Below are 22,594 nucleotides of genomic sequence, written 5' to 3' on the forward strand. Positions count from 1 at the left end.
TGTTTGCATGAGCTATTGCTTAATTTGACGCTTGCCTCTTGTTCTCAACCTTGGATCTTGCAATTTCAACAGTGGCGTCGAGTATGGTTGCATAGCTCTTGTCGCCTTGTCTCATGCTCTCGTTCATAGACCTCCAGTCGTCAACACTGAGCAGTCTTGTCGACTCTTGCCTCAAATGCTGCTTGAGTTTATTCAGCCGATTGAGGAGCGCGTCTATTTCCGCAGGGCTTAACAAGTCTTCCATTGCCGTTCGAAGCACATCATCTCGAAGCGCGAGAATTCTCTCAGCAAGCTCTTTGTCGACAAACTTGCTCAGCCCCGGGTATTCCTTATGCTTCTTCTCCAGATCAGTCTGCAGCCCGAAAGCCATGTCGTTATCGATCCCCGTTACCGCGATTACTTTTCCGTCATCTCCGCGATGAATGAAGAAGTTGCCGACATGTCGATCGATCTGCATAGCGAGCGTATCGAGGAGCTGCATGCGTGAGAGGGCGCGTTGGAAGACGGGGTCATTCATATTGAAAGATTCCTCGCGTTCTGCCTTGATATCCTCCAGAAGAGGGTCAAGCACCTTGCCTCCGGATTTGCCTTTCGCTTTCTCCATGTAGCTGCCCTTGACGACTCCTGCGCCTGAATTGTACAGCGCGAATTCGGCTCTTGCGATGACACCTCCGCCCAGTAATTGATCCAGCTTGTACATGGCGATGTTCCGATTGGCCATATGCGCGTCATCGGCAGAGATTTGCGCGTCTTTCGTTCCATAGATATACTCGACGTAAGCGGCGTCTCTCTCCTTCTCCGTGGCGCTTTCCGGCAATTCATCATCTCGAAGCAGCACATCCTTCGTCTCCTTGAACACCCCTTCGATATCAGGGCCGATCTCGAAGAAGGAAACGGTGTTAACGCCTCCGCTGCTGCTTTCTCCCGTACTCATCTCGTCGGTTAGATGAAGAATGCTCGTGCTTGTCAGCAGCTTCCAGAACGGTCTGTCCAAGTCGGGGTCGAGCTTGTATGCCGCGGCTGCTGAGCGGACTGCTGTCTTCTCCAGCGGAATCGCGGTTTTTAAGTTACGGATATAAACAACCTTGCCATCCTTATCATTGTCTCCGTTATGTCTGATGTACGCATCGCTTACCTGCTCCACTTCAGCGTAGAGCGTCATGATTTGATCCAGCTCTGCCGATATTGCGTCTTTCGTATCGCCGACGCGGTTCGTATCGACATAGTTGTCGAAGTCCTCGACCTTCTGCAGGAAAGTGCGGTAATGCGTACTGTTCTGCTTCAAGGTGTCCTTCATGCCCATTTTCTTGGTAAGCTTGCCGTAGAAAGGATTTTTCACATGCTTCTTGGGCTCTCCCAGTTTTTGCTTGACCTCCGCAGGGCTTGGCATTCTCTGGATGACGGATGAGGAAGCTCCGTCTGCGGAGGAAACTGGAGGAGAGATGCTTTTATCGACTGCGCGCTGTATAGGCTGTTCGGCGGCAATTGCGCGAGCGGCTCTGGCGCCCATCTGATCGGCTTCTCGTTCCAGCGAAGGATTGTCGTTCAGGGCAATGCCGGGAGCGAGCTGCGCAGTCGGGGAGACGCGTCCCTGCTTCTGTTGCACGACATGAGTGAGCTCATGTCCGAGCAGTTGTTGACCTCTGCTGCTGTCCGGATTGTATTGTCCGGGAGCGAAGTGAATGTGGGAGCCTTGCGTATAGGCGAGCGCTCCGACCTCTCTTGCTTTCTGCGAGCCTTCGTGAATGCGCACGTTGGAGAAATCCGCGCCCAGAGCGCTCTCCATCTTGGCTTGAATGGCCGGCGGCATGCCGGAACGATTCAAGGATGGAGCGGAAGCCTCTTCCGTTCCTTCCATCATGCGATCCGATGAATGGAAATTACTGTTCCTCATCATTTGCAAGACGGCTTGATTGCCTGCGGATGCCTGCAAAGCGGATAACTGCCCGGAAACGCTGTGATTCTCACTGCGCTGGATGGGCGGCAATGCTTCTCCTGCTCGACTGGCGGCTTTGCTGGAAGCGCGTTTCGGCGGCTCTGCTGGGCGGCGCGAAGATTTGTCCATCAATGGTTTCACCTTCCTTGTTATGTTGACTCAATTATAACGGAAGATGGAAGGGAATGTCATCGAATTCTACAATTTTCGACGTGAACCTTACTGCGAGAGTGCGGTTGGAGTGGATGATGAATTGGAATTTCTCCTGCTTATTTTGCGGATTTGGCTGAAAAGAACTATTATGATGGAATTTCTCCTGTATATACTCGTTGTTTAGCGAGATTTTGACTATTGGCATGAAATATGCTGGAGGAATTCCAGTTAAATGCTGCGAGAGAAAGCGATTGGATTAATATGTAGGAGAAAATCCAGTATATTCTTGTGGGGGGGCGCGAAATGATAGATAAAGCTTGTTGGGCATGCAGGCCTCACAATTACGAGAGGCCTGCGAGGAGGCTGGCTCAGCACTATGACGCTAGCTGATCTGAAGCTACATCATAAGCCAAGCTGTCGTTACTTCGCAGGCCAAGTTGCTGCTACGCTGCAGTCGTTAACGCTCCAAGCAAATTTCTTGAGCTCGCGCGTCAAGCGTTCACATGCCGATACCTCGGTGAGTTCACGCGTCAAGCGTCCATATACCAAAATCCAGGGAGATCACGCGTCAAGCGTTCACATGCCAATATCCAGGGGAGCTCATGCCTCTGAGGCGCTCACATGCCGGAATGCAGCGCAGCGGCGACTCGCTCCACCCATCGAAGCAAATTCAAGTCCTCATGCTTCGCGGCGATGAAGGAGAGGCCGATCGGGAGGCCGTCTTCGCCTGTGATGGGAATGGAAACCTGGGGTAGACCGGATAGTCCCGCCACACAGCATAGCTGCATCGTTCGACTGCGGTTCTTCTCGACGTCTTCGCCAGAGCCGTTCAAGTGCGGGGCTGCTGAAGGTGCAGTGGGCGCAACGATAAGCGTGCCGGGTGTGAGCAGTTCAGCCATGCGGGCTTGGGCTGTCTGCTGCAAGGCGAAGGAGCCCGCATGCTCTTCCGCGCGCAGGGTGCTGGACCAAGCGAAGCGATCTGCGATGCCGGGGCCGAATTTCGGCTTCGTCCCGGTGATCCATTCGCCGTGTGACTGCCAGATTTCCAAGCCTTGAATATGGCGAAATGAGTTCAGCCAAGCAGGCAAGCCTTCCTCCGCAATGACGAGAGATTGGACTGCGTCGCGCTCATTCGCAAAATCACTTGCAAGACCATCTGTGCCGGATTCCGAAGCGGCATCCGTACCGAGCAGCTTGATGATTGCGGGGAGCAGAGATTCCAGCTTTATTCTTGTCGCTTCATCCGCCAGGCTCCACATGTCCTCCGCGATAATTAATCGAGTGAAGCCATGTGCAGGCTTTGCCGTCGTGTCCTCATCGCCAAGCAGTGTTTTCCCTACAGCAAGCAATGTGGCTGCATCCTGGGCCATCCAGCCTACGGTATCAAAGCTCGGAGCAAGCGGAATCAAGCCGTCTACGCTGACGGTGCCATGACTCGGACGAATGCCGAACACGCCGCAATAGGCGGAAGGCACGCGCACTGAGCCCCCGGTATCTGTGCCTATGGCGAAGCTGGCGAGTCCCGCCGCGACAGCCGCGGCCGAGCCGCTGGAGGAGCCTCCAGGTATGCGACCGGGAGCGTTCGTATTGACTGGTGTGCCATAATGCAAATTTTCCCCGTTAATGCTGTACATCAGCTCATCCGTTATGGTCATGCCCTGCAAGGAGGCGCCGCTGCGAAGAAGCTTCTCCACAACGGCTGCGTTTTTCTCAGCAGGGGGATGCGTGCGCAGCCAATCAGGGTTCCCTGCGCTTGAAACTTCGCCTTTAATTTGGAATACATCCTTCACTGCAAAGCTCAATCCGTCCAAGCTGCCGCTGCCTTGCGGCGGTATCTTAACTCTCTCGTTCGCGTATATATTAAGCTGCTGCATTGGTGTTTCCTCCTTGTGTGTATATGTGCAAATTTACCAACCGATAGCCGATCCGTCGCTTCGCGGATCCGCGCCGCCTTGCAGGAAGCCTCGCTCATCGCGCAAGATTGCATGCGCATGACCCATCACGCCGTCGAACGCTTTCACCTTGCGAACTTGATGCCCTGCACCGGCAAGCCGATCAAGCACAGCGGCATCAACTCGTCCTTCGGCCTTCAGCTCCTGGGTTGCCTCGCCCCAGGTTCGTCCCCATACCCAGCGGGGTTCGTTAATCGCTGTCTGCGGGTCCATGCCGTAATCGACCATGCGCGTGAAGATCGCCGTTTGCGTCTGCGGCTGTCCTTCGCCGCCCTGAGTGCCGTAGAGAACGGAAGGCTTGCCGTCCTTGAACGCCATAGCTGGCATGAGCGTATGGAACGTCCGCTTGGCGGGCTGAAGACAGTTCACATGCGTGGGATCAAGTGAGAAGAAGGATCCTCGATTCTGCAGCAAAATGCCGGATTCGCCGGCAACAACGCCTGATCCGAACTCGAAGTACAGGCTCTGGATGAACGAGACGGCATTGCCGTTCTTGTCGACGACGGCGGCGTATGCCGTATCGCTGCCGAGCATTTCGGGCTGCAGTGAGCTGGCTCGCGCGAGATCGATAGATGCGGCGAGCTGAGCGGCGTAGCCCTTGTCGAGCAGCCGATCGAGCGGCACCGCCGAGAATGCGGGATCGGTCAAGTAGGCGTTGCGATCACTGAAGCTGAGCTTCAGCGCCTCCACGCAGAGATGATAGTAATCATAGGAGCCGTGCGGAATCCGCGCGAGATCGAAATTTTCCAGGATTTGCAGCGCCATAATACCCGAGAAGCCCTGTGAATTCGGCGGCATTTGGAAGAGCGTATAGTCGCGGTAGCAGCCGGTGATCGGCTCGACCCAGTTCCCATGATGGTCTCCGAAGTCGTCTGCTCCGAGCAGGCTTCCATGCTTCCCGAGGAAGGAAAGCATCTCCTGCGCGACCTCGCCTTTATAGAAGGCGTCCCGTCCCTGCTTGGCGATGCGGCGCAAGGATCTTCCCATCGCCGCTTGACGAAAGCGCTCGCCTGTCCGCGCCGGCTTTCCCCCTGCTCGAGGCAAATAGATCGCGGCCGTCTCCGGCGTCGACGCGAGCATGGCGGAATGGGCGGCGGCGTTCTCGTATTGATCCGCCGTCATCGGGAAGCCCTGCTCCGCGTAGAGGATAGCGGGAGCAAGCACGTCGCCCCATGGCAGCGCGCCGTATTCGCCGTGCACCGCCGCCCAGCCGTCGACCATTCCGGGCACCGTAACGATGCTTTCGATGCCGCGATTCGGAATCGAGGTTTTGCCTGCATAAGCGTCCGGATTGGCACGGTAGCCGGATCTGCCGCTGGCGTTGTAGCCGCGCGCCTTATTCTCTCCCTGGCTATAGGTTAGCCAGAAGGAGTCGCCGCCCATGCTGGTCATATGCGGATAGACGACCGCCAGGCAAGCGCTGATCGCCACAGCGGCGTCGAAGGCATTGCCGCCCTGCTCCAGAATGCGCGCGCCTGCCGTTGTTGCCAGATGATGCGGGCTTACAACCATCGTATCCGTGCCGATAACAGATTTGTTCATGGCAATTCACTCCTATTCGAATGGTCGGGCGCTTAAGCGGTTGGATATACGGTGCTCCGATTCATGAGTATTTGTTTCAAAAATAACACCACAGCTCGTTTTTGCGCAATACATATGTAAGGTATTTATTAAAAATGTATTGAATTTGTTTGTGTATGAATATATATTTAATCATATCGTAACCAAAAGTCTTAATTATTGTTCGAATAGAAAGTGAAGCAAAAAGCGAATGGAGGGCCGGCAATGAATCAGAGGAGCGAAGAGGAAGCTGCGGTTGTCGACATTGACGAGAATGATCGCAAAATTATAAGCGAGCTTAACGCGAATGGCAGAATCTCCTATACCGATCTGGCGAAGGAAATCGGGTTATCGCGCGTAGCGGTGCAGGCAAGAGTGAACGCGTTGATGGAATCGGGCGTCATCGAGCGATTCGCGGCGGTCATTAATCCGGAGCGGATCGGGATTCAGGTATCCGCCTTCTTCAACGTGGAGGTGGAGCCGAAGCATCTGCACGAGGCGGCGGATCGGCTGTCACAGGAGCCCTACGTGACTTCTCTCTATCATATGACGGGTCCGAGCAAGCTGCATATGCACGGGCTGTTCCGCAATAACGCCGAGATGGATCAATTCATGAAGGATAAGCTGTACGTATTGCCCGGCATCATGAGCGTGGATTGTCAGTTGCTCATTAATCGTTACAAGAGCCGGATGGGAATGAGGTTGTAGATTATGAACGAGGAGAAGAGAGGCACTTACGCGCAAATTTCATGGGCAATGGCGAAGACGGGAATTCTGGGCTATGGCGGCGGCCCGTCCGTTATTCCGTTGTTCCGGTATGAGGCCGTTAACGCGCATGGCTGGATGAAGGATGAGGATTTCGGCGAAATATTGGCGCTTGCTAACGCCTTGCCCGGGCCGATCGCGACGAAGATGGCCGCTTATATCGGCTATCATCAGAAGGGCGTGCCTGGCGCGATCGTGTCGGTGCTGTCGCATATTCTTCCTTCCGGCGCGGCCATGATTGCATTGCTTACGGCTGTGCAGTGGCTGAGCGGATCGGCAATTATCCAAGGCATGATTGGCGCGGTTATCCCCGTCATCGCGGTTATGCTGGGCATGATGGCTTATGAATTCGGGGAGCGCGCGGTGAAGGGGCTTGGCCTCTACACGGGTATCGGCTTCTTCATTCTTGCCTTCGCGCTCCTTCAACTGGTTCATGTGCATCCGGCTATTGTCATCGTGATCTTCCTTGGCTACGGCGTATTCCACCTGCGGACGGCGGCGGCCTGGAAGCGGCGGCGAGAACAGCGCGCATTGAAGCGCGAGCAGCGGGCGGCTCGCCAAGAGAAGGAGGGAGTTACGCGTGGATTGGACTAATTGGCTGCAGCTTATTATTGGCTTCTTCCTTGCCAATGTGCTTGGCTATGGCGGAGGACCCGCCTCGATTCCGCTCATGTATCGGGAGATTGTAACGCATCATGAATGGGCAACGCCCCAGCAATTCTCCAACATTCTGGCGCTCGGCAACGCGCTGCCAGGGCCGATCGCAACGAAGATAGCCGCCTTCGTCGGCTATGATGTCGGCGGCGTCGGGGGCGCGCTTCTGGCGCTCGCCGCAACGATCGTCCCTTCGGCCGCGGCACTCATCATCCTGCTCAAGCTGCTGCAGAAGCATCGCGCTTCGCCCGTCGTGAAGGGCATGACCTTGCTCGTTCAGCCTGTCATCGCAATCATGATGCTGCTGCTCACTTGGCAGATGGCGGACAGCGCCGTCGCTTCGATCGGCTGGATTCAGTCAATCTGCATAGCGGCCATTGCCTTTTGGGCGATTCAGCGCCGCAAGCTTCATCCGGCGTTCGTCATACTCGCCGCTTTCGTGTACGGTGGATTGGTTATTCCGCATTTGAACGGTTAGCGGATTCTCTCACATCAACAGCATTAGACAAAATTCCTCTCCGTCTGTCTCATGTATTGTCTATTGTGAACTTCAAGCTCAACTTCAACAATGTCGGAACGACCGAAACGACCGAAACGACCTGGGATTGGGATGAAACTGCCGCCACGAATGGATATACTGGAATTATTCCTGTATATCTTTGCTCTTCTTTACTATCCCGCTGCTTAAGCGGGAAATACTCCAGTATAAATGCCGCTGCAACTAGAAAAACGAACATTTTCAAAAATATACTGGAGGATTTCCAGCTTATAAGTTTATTTATCGCTATTCAGTAAAATAAGCTGGAGAAAATCCAGTACAAGAGTCCGAAATGGCTAACCACAGAATGCTTCATTCAGACCATAGGGAAAGCCGAGCCCCAGCCGTTTCTCCACCGCAGCTCAAAAGCTCAGCCGCAGCAGTCTCAGCCGTTTCGCCACAGAACCTCGCTCGTCCCGCCCCCGCGTCGTTTCGCTATTGAACCTCCTCAGCAACCGCGCCTCAATCGCCACTGATCCGCCATCGACCCGTCGCCGACCCGCCACCGAACTGCCGCTATGGATGGACTATTCCATCTTATGACTCCAGTCGACCGCTCCCTTTTTCCCAATAACTTGTTCCTTCCCCACCCCTTGCAGTATGATATGATCTTGAAATGAACGCGGCTCATGCGAGCAATAGGGGAAGGAGGCCGACATGAAAATCGGAAGCTTGTATGATCAATTTATTCGCAACAACACGTTCATGAAGATGATTCTGACCTTCACTGTCATTACGACGGTTACAATCGTGACCTTCTCCTATTTCATGTTCGACTTCATGTCCCGTTCCATCGTTCACAACGAACTTGAGAACCAGAAGAAAGCGATGGACGATGTCGCCGGCTATATGGACCGCAAGGTCGAGAACGTGCAGACGATGATGCTGGATGTGTACCGCAACGAGCCGATGTCGCAGCAGCTCGCCTTCTTCTTGCAGAATCCGTTCGACGAATATATGAAATATATGCTGGACCAGAATCTGTCCGAGCTCGATATCGATATCCCGCAGGGCCTGGATTATTTCAAAAACAAGCTGAAGAACGATCCCGCTATTACGAATCTCGTGCTTTACAGCTCGGATCAGCAATTCTTGTTCGTCTTCAATCAGAATCTGGCCTCCAAATTAATCTCGGTGAATGTATCGAAATCCTATGTTCCCGATTCAATCGCTCTCGAGACGAATCTTGTCTCCACCCCGAACATTTGGGTCCGTCATGCGATTGGTCAATTGGATGAAAAGCTGTATGCCGTGCGAATCCCCATCAACGACAAGCAGACCTTGAAAAATATTGGACAGTTGCTCGTGTACTTCAATTCGGAACGGATTCAGAAGGAGTTGGAGAGCCAGAAAGAGCAGCTGAAGGGCTATATTCTAGTCCTGGGACCGACAGGCGAAGTGCTGTTCGATTCTTCGGATCGCTATTACGGGGAAAGATATCCATATGCGGATCGAATCGATACGCTGTACGGAACGGCCGACCTGGAGGAGGATTCCTACGTAACCACGCTGACGAAGAACAAAGAAGGCTACGTGATCGTCGGAGTGGCGCCGAAATCCGAAATCAAGGCGGCTTATCAGGGATTGAAGCGCAGCATTATTTTGATTAGCGCCTTCGCAATTCTTATTGTTCTGCTGGTACCTACCTTTGTCGTCGTAAACTTCGCGAAGCGGACAAACAAGATTATTCGCTTCATGAGGAAGGTGGAGACCGGCGATCTGACCGCCCGCATTACGGACGAGAGAGAGGATGAGCTTGGCCAAATATCCCGAAGCTTCAACGACATGCTCGATGAGCTCACCAGGCATATCGATTCCGTGTACAAAGCGGAAATCAAGCAGAAGCATACCGAGCTGTCCTCCTTGCAGGCAAGAGTCAATCCGCATTTCCTCTACAACACGCTGGAGGTAATCCGCATGAGGGCGATCTCGCAAGGCGCGCGCGATGTCGGGGAGATGATCTACAGCTTGTCGATGCTGTTCAAGAGCTTCGTTCAGCCGCGGGGCATCAACACGGTGAAGGACGAGCTGGAAATCGCGAGGCTGTATCTGGAGCTATTCCGCATCCGGTACAAGGACAAGTTATCCTACGCGATTGAAAGCAATGAGCGATTATCGGGGAAAATGATGATGAGAATCGCCTTGCAGCCTATTATCGAGAACTATGTCATCCACGGTCTGGATTCCGGGAGGCACGACAATCATATTCGAATTGCCGTGACGGAGCTGAATGGACGCATCCGAATCGAAGTGAGGGACAACGGGAAAGGGATTTCGCCGGACAAGCTTCGCGATATTCGTCAGTCGCTGTCCGAGCCGGAGCAGAACGGCGAGTCATTCGGCTTGCGAAGCGTCGACGAAAGATTGAAGCTGCTGTACGGCAGCTCCTTCGGACTGAAGATCGACAGCGAAGAAGGGGCATGGACGAGCGTAACACTTGAATTCCCGGAGAATGCGGGGGAGGTTGAACATGTATAGAGTGTTTCTGGTGGATGACGAACCGTTCATTACCGAAGGCTTGTTCGATATTATCGAATGGTCGGATTACGGACTCGAGATCGTCGGCAGCGCGGAGAACGGGCAAGAGGCGCTTGGCAAGCTAATGGACACGCCCGCCGATATTCTGCTGACGGATATTTCGATGCCCGTCATGGACGGCTTGACCTTGATTCGGGAAGCAAGGCGGTTCCGGCCTGATCTGAAGGTCATTATTCTAAGCGGCTATAATGATTTTCACTATATTAAAGACGGCTTGAAGCTGGGCGTCGAGAATTATTTGCTGAAGCCGATTAATATCGACGAGCTGCAGGAGACGCTGACCACGACCATAGACAAGCTGAACGCAACCCGCGCGGATCGTTTGTTCAGCGAATATGATATTCGCATTCTGCGGGATAATATTCTGTATCGCTGGCTTACAGGAAGAATCGCGCCCCATGAGCTTGATGCGAGGATGGACATGCTGCAGATCAACATGAACAGTCCCTACCTCGTGACGGCGGTCCTGCGGACTCAGGAGCAATTCCAGCACTCCTACGACGAAGCGCAGCGGCTGGCCGTTGAAGATCCGTCCATGCTGCCGTTCGTGGACATAGACGGCGATCTTGTCATCGTATTCATGCTAGAGGAGCCGGAGGAAGGGAAACGAAGAGCGATGGAAGCTCTGCATGGCATGCAGAAGCGCTTCGAGCCCGCGCGTCTGCGCATTTCGCTTGGCAGCGTTGAAGCTATGGGAGAGCATGCGCCGAGAAGCTATGCCCATGCGAAGAAAACCCAGGAATATTTCCTTCTATTCGACGAACCCGGCATTCTCGATTACGACATACTGCCGCAAGGAGAGAAGGGGCTGCCCTCGCCCGTCGACTCCCTGAATTGGTCCGTCTACGCGAAGCTGATCAACGCCAAGGATACGGAAGGACTGCATGAGGCAATAGACGCCGAGTTCGCGAGGTTTCTGGAAGGTCCGTCCGCTACGCCGGCCAATCTGCAGAGCTTGGCGGTGGAGCTGATGATTCGGTTCAAGATGGAGCTTGAGGAGATCAAGCAAGCGGAGCTTCCCGAGTTTTTCAAGTCGGGATTCGCGCAGGTTCTGCAAGCGGACAAGCTTGAGGATCTCGCTTTCATCATCAAGAAGACGGCAAGCGAGACGGTGGAGTCGCTGATGCGCGATGTGAAGAGTCCAATCATTCAGCTGCTGCTGGGTTATATTCACGAGCATTACAACGAGGCATTGTCGCTGAAGACGCTTGGCCAGCAATACAACATCCATCCGGTCTATCTCGGCCACCTGTTCCAGAAGGAAACGAATGAATCGTTCACCGAATACCTGAATAAGCATCGTATTGACAAGGCGAAGGAGATGCTGAAGGAAACGCATCTGAAGGTTTCGGAAATCGCCCAGAAGGTCGGCTATTGGGAGACGGGCTACTTCTACAAGCAATTCAAAAAATACGTGGGAATATCCCCGACCGACTACAAAGGACTGCTCTGAATCGAATCGGGGCAGTCTGTTTCTTTAATTTGGACATGATATCTTTAGTTTGTTGCCTATTTGAAAAAGGTTACATGGGATAAAGTCAATGTAGGAAAGATGATGATACAAGGGGAGGTTACACTATTGCTGAAGAAGAAGAGAGGCTGGATGTCGGCGGCTGCGGTGCTGCTATCGACGACGCTGGTGCTGAGCGCCTGCGGCGGCAAGAATGAGGAAGAGGGAACGGCCGAGAAGCCGGTCGAGCTGATTTGGTACACGATCGGAACGCCTCAGAAGGATGTCGACAAGGTGATGGAAGAGGTCAGCAAGTATACGGCGGAGAAGATTGGCGTAACGGTCAAAATGAATATGGTGGACTGGGGAGATTACTCCCAGAAGCTGCAGGTGATGACCGCTTCCGGCGAGCCGATGGACATTATGTTCACCGCCTCATGGGCGTTCGACTATGTGCAGAATGCGCGCAAAGGCGCTTTCTACGAGCTTGACGATCTGCTGAAGGAGCATGGTCAAGGCATCATCGACGCGCTGGACCCGGCGTTCCTGGAAGGCTCCAAGGTGGACGGACATAATTACGGCATTCCGGCCAACAAAGAGCTTCCGGCACAGGAGGTATGGCGCTTCAACAAGGAGCTGCTGGACAAATACAGCCTGGACATCTCCGATGTCTATACGCTTGAGAGTCTGGAGCCGCTTCTGAAGACGATCAAGGAGAACGAGCCGGATGTGTATCCGCTGGCCGTCGACAAGAACCAAATGCCTTATGTTCCATACGATTATGTGATTGAGAAGCTTCCGATGGCGGTGGCGATCGACACGGATGATTACAAAATCGTAAACGTGCTGGAAACGCAGGAGATGAAGCAAGCTCTGGATACGATGCACAAATACTATCAGGCCGGCTATATCCCTACGGAAGCGATGACGATGGATTCGCTTACGGATGTTCAAACGACGGGCAAGTGGTTCGCGGATCGCGCGACCTCGCAGCCGTTCGCGGACAATCTGTGGTCGTCGAGCTACGGCTACCCGGTCGTGTCTACGCCGGCAAGCGAAGCTTTAATCTACAACTGGTCCGTTATGGGCTCCATGCAGGCCATCTCGGCCAATTCGGAATATCCGGAGAAGGCGATGGAATTTCTGAATCTCGTGAATACCGATCCAGTGCTTCGCAACATGCTGGATTCCGGTATTGAAGGCGTTCATTACAAGAAAGTCAGCGACGATGTCATGGAGAATCTTCCAGAATCCAAAAACTACGACATGCCGACCTTCTCGCTGGGCAATCTGATGATAACGTATCTCAATCCTACGGATCCTGCCGACAAGTGGGAGGAGTTCAAGAAATTCAATGACGCCGGCAAGCCGGCTCCGCTCCTTGGCTTCAACTTCGATACGTCGAAGGTGGCGACGGAAATCGCTTCGGTTCAGAATGTCAGAGAGGAATTCTGGGCTCCGCTCATGACGGGCACGGTTGATCCGGAAGAATATCTGGCCAAGGCGAACGAGAAATTCAAAGCGGCCGGACTGGACAAGATCATAGAAGAAGCGCAGCGCCAGCTTGACGAATGGAGAGCAGCGAACAAGTAATTTTATCTTGCGGAGGCGTGAGGAGAATGGAACTTCATTCGAGTCATGCCTCTTTCTCATTTTGCATACGAAAGAGGTGACAGCAATGAGAGCCTTAGGGCGAATCGTGAAGGATATCGGCAGGAACAAGGCGATGCTGCTGATGGTATTGCCCGCTACGGTGTGGTTTGTGTTTTTCTCCTATCTACCCATGGCCGGCATGGTTATCGCGTTCAAGGAATATCGCTACAGCCGGGACGGATTTCTGGCAAGCATCATTGACAGCAAGTGGGTCGGGCTGTCGAATTTCAAGTTTTTGTTCAGCACGAACGACGCGTATATTATAACGCGCAACACGGTGCTCTATAATTTGTTTTTTATCGTGCTTGGTCTGGTGATCGCGATTGTAATGGCCATTATGCTGGCCGAAATCGCGAACAAGAGGCTGGCGAAGGTGTATCAAACCGGTATGTTCCTTCCCTATTTCCTCTCCTGGGTAATCGTCGGTTATTTCCTGTACAGCTTCCTGAGCATGGATAAGGGCGCGTTGAATCAAATGCTCGCATGGTTCGGCATCGACGCGATGAATTGGTACTCGGATCCCACGTATTGGCCGATTATCATCGTAGTCGTGTTCCTGTGGAAGTCCGTCGGCTATAACAGCGTCATCTACTTGGCGGCCATTATGGGCATCGACAAGTCGCTGTACGAGGCGGCGATGATCGACGGGGCGAACAAGTGGCAGCAGATCCGCAATGTGACGCTTCCGATGCTGACCCCGCTAATGACGATTCTGACTCTGCTTGCCATCGGCAAAATTTTCTATGCGGATTTCGGCTTGTTCTATCAAGTGCCGCGCGATTCGGGAACGCTCTACAGCGTCACGAACGTTATCGACACCTATGTGTACCGCGGCTTGAAATCGACTGGCGAGATTGGCATGAGCACGGCCGCGGGGCTCTATCAATCGCTGGTTGGCTTCGTGCTCGTTATCGCCTCGAACGGCATCGTTCGCAAGTTCAACAAAGACAATGCTTTATTCTAGAAGCGGGAAGCCGCCGAATAGAGCTTCAGCAAGAGGATGGGAGGGAAAACATTGTCCGCAAAAACGGGTTCTTTGCAAGGTCGAGATTTTCATAAATTAACAACAGCCTGGAATATGATATTTCATTTGATCGCCGGCATTTTCGCTTTTGCATGCGTCTTTCCGTTCGTCTTCGTGACGATCATTTCCTTCACGGACGAGAAATCTTTGGCTGTGAACGGCTATCAGCTCATTCCGGAGAAGTGGAGCTACGAGGCTTACAGCTATTTGTTCAAGGCAGGAGATCAATTGCTTCGCTCCTATGGCGTGACCATCGCGATCACGGTCATCGGCACTGTCATCGCCGTTGTCTGCACCGCGCTGTTCGCATACGCCATATCGCGCCGAAGCTTCAAATACCGCAATTTCTTTGCGTTTTTCGCATTCTTCACGATGCTGTTCAACGGGGGGCTTGTTCCTACTTACATCGTTGTCACGCAGCTGCTGGGGTTGAAGGATTCGCTTTGGGCGCTAATTCTGCCGCTGGCGGTGAACGCCTTCTATATTATGATTCTCCGCACGTTCTTCTCGACAATGATCCCGGATGCGATTATTGAATCCGGCAAGATCGACGGAGCGGGCGAGTTCGGCATCTTCTTCAGGCTGGTCATTCCGCTCTCGCTGCCCGGACTGGCTACGATAGGCTTGTTCAGCACGCTTGGTTATTGGAATGATTGGTTCAACGCGCTTCTGTATATTGACAAGCCAAGCCTCGTGCCGCTGCAGTCGATGCTGATGCGAATCGAGAACAGCATGCAGTTTATTATGCAGAATTCGCAGAACACGTCCTTGAGCGTTGGCGTTCTGCAATCCATGCCGCAGGATACGTCGCGAATGGCGATGGTGGTGCTGGCGACGGGGCCGATCATCTTCGCTTATCCGTTCTTCCAGCGTTATTTCATCCAAGGCTTGACAGTGGGCGCCGTCAAAGAGTAGAAGCAACCAAGAGAGAGAAGGAGCGGAGCAATAATGGAGCAATTCCGATTACCGAAAATAGCGATGGAGAAGATGAAGCTGCCGGCGGCGGTCGATGCGGTGCTGCGGGAGGCTGAGGAGAAGCTGGCGCATCGGCCGAAGCTGCTGAAGCTGTTCAAGAACTGTTTTCCCAATACGCTGGAGACGACCACGAAGCTTATGGATGACGGAACGACCTTTATCATTACGGGGGATATCCCGGCTATGTGGCTGCGCGATTCCGTGGAGCAAGTCATTCATTATGTTGGCCTTGCGCGGGAGGACAAGGAGCTTCAACGCATTCTGAGTGGATTGATCAAGCGCCATATTGCCTGCATCACCATGGATCCGTATGCCAATGCCTTCAATGAAACGGCTAATGACTGGCACTGGAATACGACGGATGAGACGGAGATGTCGCCGTGGGTATGGGAGCGCAAGTTCGAGCTGGATTCCATCTGCTTCTCGATGCGGCTCGCCTATGAGTACTGGAAAGCGACCGAGCTTACCGATATTTTCGATGCGGGCTTCAAGGGCGCAATGAAGCAAATAGCCGAGCTGTGGCGGACGGAGCAGCGCCATTTCGAGCTTTCGCCGTATCGTTTCGTTCGGGACAACGGCATTCCTACGGATTCCTTGCGGAACAAGGGTCTTGGTATGCCCGTTAATTATACGGGGATGATCTGGTCGGGCTTCCGTCCGAGCGACGACGCCTGCGACTTCCATTACAACATTCCCGCCAATATGTTCGCCGCGGTGACGCTGCGGCAGATGGGAGAGATTGCGGAATGGGTATTCCGCGATCTGGCGTTTGCGAAGGAGCTCAAGGAGCTCGAAGCCGAGGTGGAGCATGGCATTCAACTGTACGGCATTTATCGCCATCCGGAATTCGGTCCGATTTATGCGTACGAAACGGACGGCTACGGAAATTACTGCCTGATGGATGACGCGGGCACGCCGGGCTTGATGTCGATTACGTATCTCGGCTATGCATCTCCGGAGGACGAGATCTATCAGAATACGCGGAGATTCGCGCTGAGCAAGGAAAATCCGTTCTATTACGAGGGCAAAGCGGCTAGAGGAATCGGCAGCCCGCATACGCCGCCGGGCTATATCTGGCATATGGCGCTGTCCATGCAAGGACTGACCGCGACGACGAAGGAAGAGAAGCTGGAGATGATCGCCATGCTGGAGGCGACCGATGCGGATACGGGCTTCATGCACGAGGGCTTTCACTCGGATGATCCTGCCGTATTCACGCGCAAATGGTTCGCTTGGTCGAACAGCCTGTTCTCGCAGCTGGTGTACCAGTCGATGAAGGAAGGCATTCTATGATGCAGAGAACGCTGATATTCTACGATTCTTCCTTCCCGATTTCCGGGCGGCTAGAAGATCGAGCTGCGACGGATTTCTCCCGCGCAGGCGCAGTTGTCGGAGCCGAAGGGCTTGCCGATGCTTTGAGCTGCGGGGAATATGCGTGCTTCGTTAACGTGCATGCTCCCTATTTCCCCAAGTCGGCCTGGCCCGAGATTATCGCTTATCTGAGGCGCGGAGGCGGATTGATCAGCATGGGCGGAGCTCCCTTTCGAATTCCGGTGGGAGGCTCTGCCGAATCCGGCTGGACGGCGGAAGCAACGCAGACGGCCTATCATCGGGAGCTGAATATTCATGAGATTCTAGAGGTCGACGCGGCCGAGGTCGCGGTGCTTGAAGCATCCGCGGATATTCCGCTGCTATGGGAGAAGGAAGAGCTGTTCTCGATCTCCTCTACCTGGAACCTGGTGCCTCATACGACGAAGAGCAGCGATTTGCCGCATCAGATGGGCTCCGCGGGTCCGATGGACGCCCGGCTCTATCCGCTATTGAAGGGCGTCTCCGAGGATGGGCGTGAGATTGCCGCGCCGGTCGTGCTCTGGGAAAACTTGAAGGGAGCATTCTCGGGGTCGCGGTGGCTGTTCGTCAATCAGCCGCTGGATGAACGGTTCTATCGGCATGGCGGCGGTGAAGCGCTTAGAGCCTGGGCGTCGTATTGCGCCGCGGGGGTCACGGAATTGTGGCTGAAGCCGAATTACGCTTCGTACGAACCGGGAGATTCGGCGATGCTGACGCTGCAGGCGCAGCGATTGGGGCGCTCCGGAAGCGAATCCGAAACGCGAACGACAGAGTGGCGATTCCGCATTGAAACGAGATTGGAAGGCAAGCCGGACGCATGCTGGACGCATGAATCGGTCATCGCGGCCGACAGCGAGCTTCGGATCACGCGAGTCGGAATGCCTATGAAGCTTGAGCCGGGCTTCTATCGCGTGCGCTGCCTCGCGGAGGCCTCTAACGGGGAGTCGCGTCTGTTGACGCAAGGCTTCTGGTGCTTCGATCAAGCGCTGTTGTCGCAAGGAAGCCCGCTCACCTGCGGCCGCGATTATTTCGAACGCGACGGCCGCCCCATGCCGGTCGTCGGGATGACGTACATGACCTCGGATGTGGCAAGGAAATTTCTATTCCTGCCTAATGTATCCGTCTGGGACAAGGATATGGCCCAGATGCGCAAGGCGGGCATTAACTGGATCCGCACCGGAATTTGGACGGCCTATCGCAACATCATGCAAGTAGACGGTCATGCCTCGGAGGAGGCGCTGCGGGCGATTGACGCTTTCATACTTACGGCGAAGCGGCATGATTTGCAGGTGACCTTCACCTTCTTCTCCTTCACGCCGGAGGCGTGGGAGGGACGGAATCCCTATCTGGATCCCAGAAGTGTCGAGGCGCAGAAGCGTTTCGTTCGTTCAATTGTATCTCGACACAGAGAGACGATGAACGTGGATTGGGATTTGATCAACGAGCCGTCGATGTTCGATCCTCCGCGCATATTCTCGGAGGGTCCGAGATCATGCGGAGACGAGTTCGAACGAGCGGCGTACGCGGAATGGCTGCGCGAACGCCATGGTTCGATTGCACGGCTGCAGGAGCTGTGGAATATGTCGCCGATGCGTCTGCCGAGCTTTGAAGCGGCGCTGCCGCCCGAGCCGGAGGACATAAACTTCGACGTGCAGGATATGCATCAGGGCAAGAACGGCACGCGTTGGCTCGATTATGCGCTCTTCTCGATGGATATGCATAATCAGTGGGCAAAGCAGCTGTACGACGCCATCAAGGACGAATGTCCGAATCAATTGGTGACGGTCGGACAGGATGAGGCGCTTGGCGCGCAGCGGCCATCGCCCTTCTTCTATGGCGAAGCCGCCGACTATACGACCGTTCATTCCTGGTGGTTGAACGATCATCTTCTCTGGGACGGCGTCTTCGCCAAGACCGCGGATAAGCCTTGTCTCACCCAAGAGACCGGCATCATGTACGTCGAGACGCCGGAAGGACGGGCGAAGAGAAGCGAGACAGAGCTTCGCAACATACTGGAGCGCAAGTATGCCTATGCCTTTGCAACCGGCGGCGCCGGGGCGATGCAATGGATCTGGAATACGAATTATGATATGGACAACGCGAATGAATCGCATATCGGCGCTCTGCGCGCCGATGGCACGGAGAAGCCGGAGGCTTCGGTTTCTTATGATTTCGGGCGATTCATGGCGGAGATTGCGGATCTCTTCCGGGGTCGCGCGCTGGAGGATACGGCCGTGCTGTTCCCGTACTCCAATGATTTCTCGAACCGCAAGCTGGCGTTCGACGCGACTACGCGGGCCGCGAGGGTGCTCGGTTTCGAGCTTAAGGAGCCGTTCCGAGGCATAGGCGAATATCAGCTGGAGGAGCTGAAGAGCCATCCGCCCAAGCTGCTTATCGCGCCGAGTCCGCATAATCTGGACAGCGGGGCCTTCGAGCGGCTGCTGGAATGGGTCGAGACGAGCGGCTCAACTCTATTGTTCACAGGTCCAATGGGACTCGATGCGTATTGGCGGCCGGCGAAGCGCTTGGAAGAACGAACAGGCGAAAGGCGTCTGCTGAATGTGAGACGAGAGGAGAGCCTGACGCTTGGCGATCGCGAGCTTTCGGTTTCTTACGGCCATCGTCGCATTGCCGAGGTGTCGAAGGAAGCGGCTGTCGGGACGGCGGCGACAGCTTCGGGAAGCAAGGTAGAGGAGCTTGCTTATGGCAAGGGGCGGATCATCTGGTGTCCGCTTCCGATTGAACTGAATGAACGGAACGAGGGGATCGCGGAGCTCTACCGACACGCGTTATGCGCAGCCGGCTGCGCTCAAGAGATGATCTGGCTTCAGGGCGGCGACAGGCCGGGCGTGTACGGTCGCAAGCTCGAGTTTGCGGAAGGCTTCTTGTACGTCTTCCTGTCGGAATCCGGCAAGCATGAGCCTGTTCACGTTCAGGATCCCGTCACCGGGAAGCAATATTCCTTCATGCTGGAGAGCGACCGATCCGTGCTGTTCGCCTGCGGCCCGGACGGGAGTTTGAGATCTGTATACAGGCCGAAGCAAGTCTATATCGAGACGACGCCCGCTGCGGCGAGAAACGACTAATGAACGACTCGAGGGAGGGAGTAGCTATGAACGACAAACGAACGGCGCATATTATTTCGCATACGCATTGGGATCGCGAATGGTATCTGCCGTATGAGAAGCATCATGTTCTTCTCGTGGAGCTTCTGGATACGCTTCTGGACACGCTGGATCGAGACCCGGCATTCAGAAGCTTTTATCTGGACGGTCAGACGATTATAATCGACGATTATTTGCAGGTGCGGCCGGAGAACCGCGAACGTCTGGAAGGCTATATTCGGAATGGGCGTATCGCCATCGGTCCTTGGTATATTTTGCAGGACGCCTTCCTGACCAGCAGCGAAGCGAATGTCCGCAATTTGCAAATCGGACATCAGGACGCGGCACGCTACGGCGTAATCGCGAAGGTCGGCTATTTCCCCGATACCTTCGGCAATATCGGGCAGGCTCCGCAGATGATGAGGCAAGCGGGCATTGACAATGCTGTGTTCGGGAGAGGCGTCAAGCCGACCGGCTTCAATAATACCGTCGGCGATTCCGATTATGAATCCTCCTTCTCCGAGCTGATTTGGGAAGGGCCGGACGGCTCCCGCGTGCTGGGTATTCTGTTCGCGAACTGGTATTGCAACGGGATGGAAATTCCAACGGAACCGGCTGCAGCCCAGGCTTATTGGGAGAGCAAGCTGGCCGACGCGCAGAAGTACGCGGCCACAAGCCAGCTCTTATTCATGAACGGCTGCGATCATCAGCCGATTCAGCAGGATTTGTCGTCGGCCATGGAGACGGTGCGAAGCTTGTTCCCGGACATCGATTTCGTACATTCGAGCTTCGAGGAGTATCTGTCGGCCGTTCGATCGAATATGGATCGCGAGTTGTCGGTCGTAAAGGGAGAGCTGCGCAGTCAGCGGACGGACGGCTGGTCGACGCTGGTTAACACGGCCTCCGCTCGCGTCTACCTCAAGCAGCTGAATCAGCGGGGACAAGCGGCCTTGGAGAAAATCGCCGAACCGCTTGCCGCGATGGCGCATTTCAGTAAGGATGCGTATTCTTATCCGCATCATCTGTTCACCTATGCATGGAAGACGCTGATGCAGAATCATCCGCATGACAGCATCTGCGGCTGCAGCGTCGACGAGGTGCACAGGGAGATGGTGACGCGCTTCGACAAGAGCTATCATGTCGCGGAAACGATTATTGAAAAAGCCAAGATAGCGATTGCCGGCGAAGTCAATACAACGGTATTTCAATCGTTTGGCGAGCGAGCGTTGCCGTTCATCGTATGGAATACGACGGGCTGGGAGCGAAGCGGAACGGTCAGCGTCGAGCTCGATGTCGAGCGGATCTATTATCGCGAAGGCATTCCGCTGGAGGAGATGAACAGTCGGATGAAGACTGTCGATATAAGCGGCAGAACGCTTGTCGACCATGAAGGAGCGCCGGTCGCATGCATGATCGAGGATCTCGGTCTGCAGTTTGGCTATGATCTGCCCGATGACAAATTCCGGCAGCCCTACATGTGCCGCCGCGTCAGATTGACGTTCGAGGCGATTCGCGTGCCGGCACTCGGGCATGCGGCATACGGCTGGGTGCAGCAAGCGAAGGCTTCCCAGCCCGCGGCATCCTTGATCTCGGCGACGAATCGCGCGCTTGAGAATTTTAATGTTCGAGTCGAGGTGTCGGATGACGGTTCGTTCTCTATCCTGGACAAGCGAAGCGGAAGGCAGTATCGGGGACTGGGCGTATACGAGAATACGGGCGATATAGGCAATGAATACATGTACAAGCAGCCGGATGGCGAGGACGCGCTGACGACGGAAGGCTTGCCCGCCGAGATTCGCTTGATCGAGCATACCGCTTATCGGGCGGCAATTGAGATCGTGCATCAATGGTCGGTGCCGGCATCGGCGGACGAAAGCTTCGAGACGGAGAAGCAGGAGGCCGTCTACTTCCCCGATCGCAAAGCGCAGCGAACGAAGGAAACGGTGCCGCTTACGATTCGAACGGCGATTGCGCTTGAGGCGAACGGCGAAGGTGTCGAATGGCAAGCGTCATTCAACAACCAGGCGAAGGATCATCGGGTCCGCGTCCTTTTCCCTACCGATCTCGACGCTGCGTTCCATCGCGTCGATTCCGTCTTCGAGGTTGCGGCTCGGGACAATGAGCCCGCCGCGGAATGGACCAATCCAAGCAATGCGCAGCATCAGCAGGCCTTCGTCGATGTCAGCGCGCCGGATGGCGGCATGACGGTTGCGAATCGGGGCTTGCATGAATACGAGGTGCTCCGCGACGGCCGGAACACGATTGCGATAACATTGCTTCGAGCCATCTCCGAGCTTGGCGATTGGGGCGTATTCCCGACGCCGGAGGCGCAATGTGAAGGCGACCACGAGTTCCAACTGCGGATTATTCCGCATGACGGAGACGGAGCGAAATCGGGCGCTTATCGCGAGGCCTATCAATTCCAGACGCCTTGGACGACTTGTCAGACCGCGATTCATGAAGGAACGCTCCCTTCCAGACATGCTTTGATCGCATGGGAAGGCGCGGAGCTGGCGTTTTCTTCGATGAAATTGCATGGAGAAACAGGCGATATGATGCTTCGGTGGTTCAATATGCAGCCTGCGCAAGCCGAGCTTTCCCTTAAGCTGAACGGCAAACGGGAAGCGGAAGCGGCTTACAAAAGCGATTTGCTGGAGCGAAGAGCGGAAGCCTTGGTCGGCGAGAAGGGCGGATTCATACTCCCTGTAGGGCCATGCGAGATTGTGACGGTAGGCATCAAGTCTGGGACGATATAGGAATCAGAACGTACGAAGACTTATATGCAGTTGAGAAGCCCTCGAATCGGAGGGCTTTTTCTATTTCGCGCGCCTAGCCAAGCTAGGCACAACTAGCCGGTGAAAGTCCGGTCGAGGTAAGAGCCAAGTCGCCTCGTAGCTGACAGGCAACTGGTGGAGAGATCCTAAGGTTGAAGCCCTGTGACA

General features: G+C 54.6%; 14 protein-coding genes. 11 read left to right on the forward strand and 3 right to left on the reverse strand.

Annotation, left to right across the window (positions count from 1 at the left end; translation table 11 throughout):
- Window positions 1-19: 19 nt before the first annotated feature.
- The 3 genes from HFP08_RS25835 to ggt form a co-directional block, all read right to left on the reverse strand.
- The gene (locus HFP08_RS25835) at window positions 20-2,065 is read right to left on the reverse strand and encodes an eCIS core domain-containing protein (protein WP_168123525.1); all 2,046 of its coding nucleotides are present in this window, start codon (window positions 2,063-2,065) and stop codon (window positions 20-22) included.
- 641 nt (window positions 2,066-2,706) lie between these two features.
- Window positions 2,707-3,963: an amidase family protein gene (locus HFP08_RS25840; protein ID WP_168123526.1), complete on the reverse strand. Its 1,257-nt coding sequence runs from the start codon at window positions 3,961-3,963 to the stop codon at window positions 2,707-2,709.
- 33 nt (window positions 3,964-3,996) lie between these two features.
- Entirely contained in the window at window positions 3,997-5,583 is a 1,587-nt protein-coding gene (ggt, locus tag HFP08_RS25845; protein WP_168123527.1) for a gamma-glutamyltransferase, read from the reverse strand.
- A 243-nt stretch (window positions 5,584-5,826) separates the two neighbouring features.
- Between ggt and chrS the strand changes: the two genes are divergently transcribed.
- The 11 genes from chrS to HFP08_RS25900 all read left to right on the forward strand — a co-directional run bounded on the left by chrS (window position 5,827) and on the right by HFP08_RS25900 (window position 22,408).
- Window positions 5,827-6,309 carry a chromate efflux transcriptional regulator ChrS gene (chrS, locus tag HFP08_RS25850; protein ID WP_168123528.1) on the forward strand — a complete coding sequence of 161 codons (483 nt, stop codon included), beginning with the start codon at window positions 5,827-5,829 and terminating at the stop codon, window positions 6,307-6,309.
- Window positions 6,310-6,312: 3 nt separating this feature from the next.
- The gene (gene chrB, locus HFP08_RS25855; RefSeq protein WP_168123529.1) at window positions 6,313-6,960 is read left to right on the forward strand and encodes a chromate efflux transporter ChrB; all 648 of its coding nucleotides are present in this window, start codon (window positions 6,313-6,315) and stop codon (window positions 6,958-6,960) included.
- Window positions 6,947-7,498 carry a chromate efflux transporter ChrA gene (chrA, locus tag HFP08_RS25860; RefSeq protein ID WP_168123530.1) on the forward strand — a complete coding sequence of 184 codons (552 nt, stop codon included), beginning with the start codon at window positions 6,947-6,949 and terminating at the stop codon, window positions 7,496-7,498. Before chrB ends, chrA begins: the two co-directional genes overlap by 14 nt.
- Window positions 7,499-8,215: 717 nt before the next feature.
- Window positions 8,216-10,036, forward strand: a complete 1,821-nt coding sequence (locus tag HFP08_RS25865; RefSeq protein WP_168123531.1) for a sensor histidine kinase — start codon at window positions 8,216-8,218, stop codon at window positions 10,034-10,036.
- Entirely contained in the window at window positions 10,029-11,549 is a 1,521-nt protein-coding gene (locus HFP08_RS25870; RefSeq protein WP_168123532.1) for a response regulator transcription factor, read from the forward strand. Before HFP08_RS25865 ends, HFP08_RS25870 begins: the two co-directional genes overlap by 8 nt.
- Window positions 11,550-11,699: 150 nt before the next feature.
- Window positions 11,700-13,139, forward strand: a complete 1,440-nt coding sequence (locus tag HFP08_RS25875; RefSeq protein ID WP_168123539.1) for an ABC transporter substrate-binding protein — start codon at window positions 11,700-11,702, stop codon at window positions 13,137-13,139.
- A gap of 85 nt (window positions 13,140-13,224) precedes the next feature.
- Window positions 13,225-14,163 carry an ABC transporter permease gene (locus HFP08_RS25880; RefSeq protein WP_168123533.1) on the forward strand — a complete coding sequence of 313 codons (939 nt, stop codon included), beginning with the start codon at window positions 13,225-13,227 and terminating at the stop codon, window positions 14,161-14,163.
- A gap of 36 nt (window positions 14,164-14,199) precedes the next feature.
- Window positions 14,200-15,138: a carbohydrate ABC transporter permease gene (locus tag HFP08_RS25885; RefSeq protein WP_168123534.1), complete on the forward strand. Its 939-nt coding sequence runs from the start codon at window positions 14,200-14,202 to the stop codon at window positions 15,136-15,138.
- Between the two features lie 33 nt (window positions 15,139-15,171).
- Window positions 15,172-16,491: a glycoside hydrolase family 125 protein gene (locus tag HFP08_RS25890; protein WP_168123535.1), complete on the forward strand. Its 1,320-nt coding sequence runs from the start codon at window positions 15,172-15,174 to the stop codon at window positions 16,489-16,491.
- Window positions 16,488-19,634 (forward strand): alpha-amylase family protein, encoded by a 3,147-nt coding sequence (locus HFP08_RS25895; RefSeq protein ID WP_168123536.1) that lies wholly within the window; start codon window positions 16,488-16,490, stop codon window positions 19,632-19,634. Before HFP08_RS25890 ends, HFP08_RS25895 begins: the two co-directional genes overlap by 4 nt.
- Window positions 19,635-19,660: 26 nt before the next feature.
- Window positions 19,661-22,408 carry an alpha-mannosidase gene (locus HFP08_RS25900; RefSeq protein ID WP_168123537.1) on the forward strand — a complete coding sequence of 916 codons (2,748 nt, stop codon included), beginning with the start codon at window positions 19,661-19,663 and terminating at the stop codon, window positions 22,406-22,408.
- Window positions 22,409-22,594 lie beyond the last annotated feature (186 nt).

This window comes from Paenibacillus sp. HB172176 (genome assembly GCF_011947265.1).
Lineage (GTDB): Bacteria > Bacillota > Bacilli > Paenibacillales > Paenibacillaceae > Pristimantibacillus.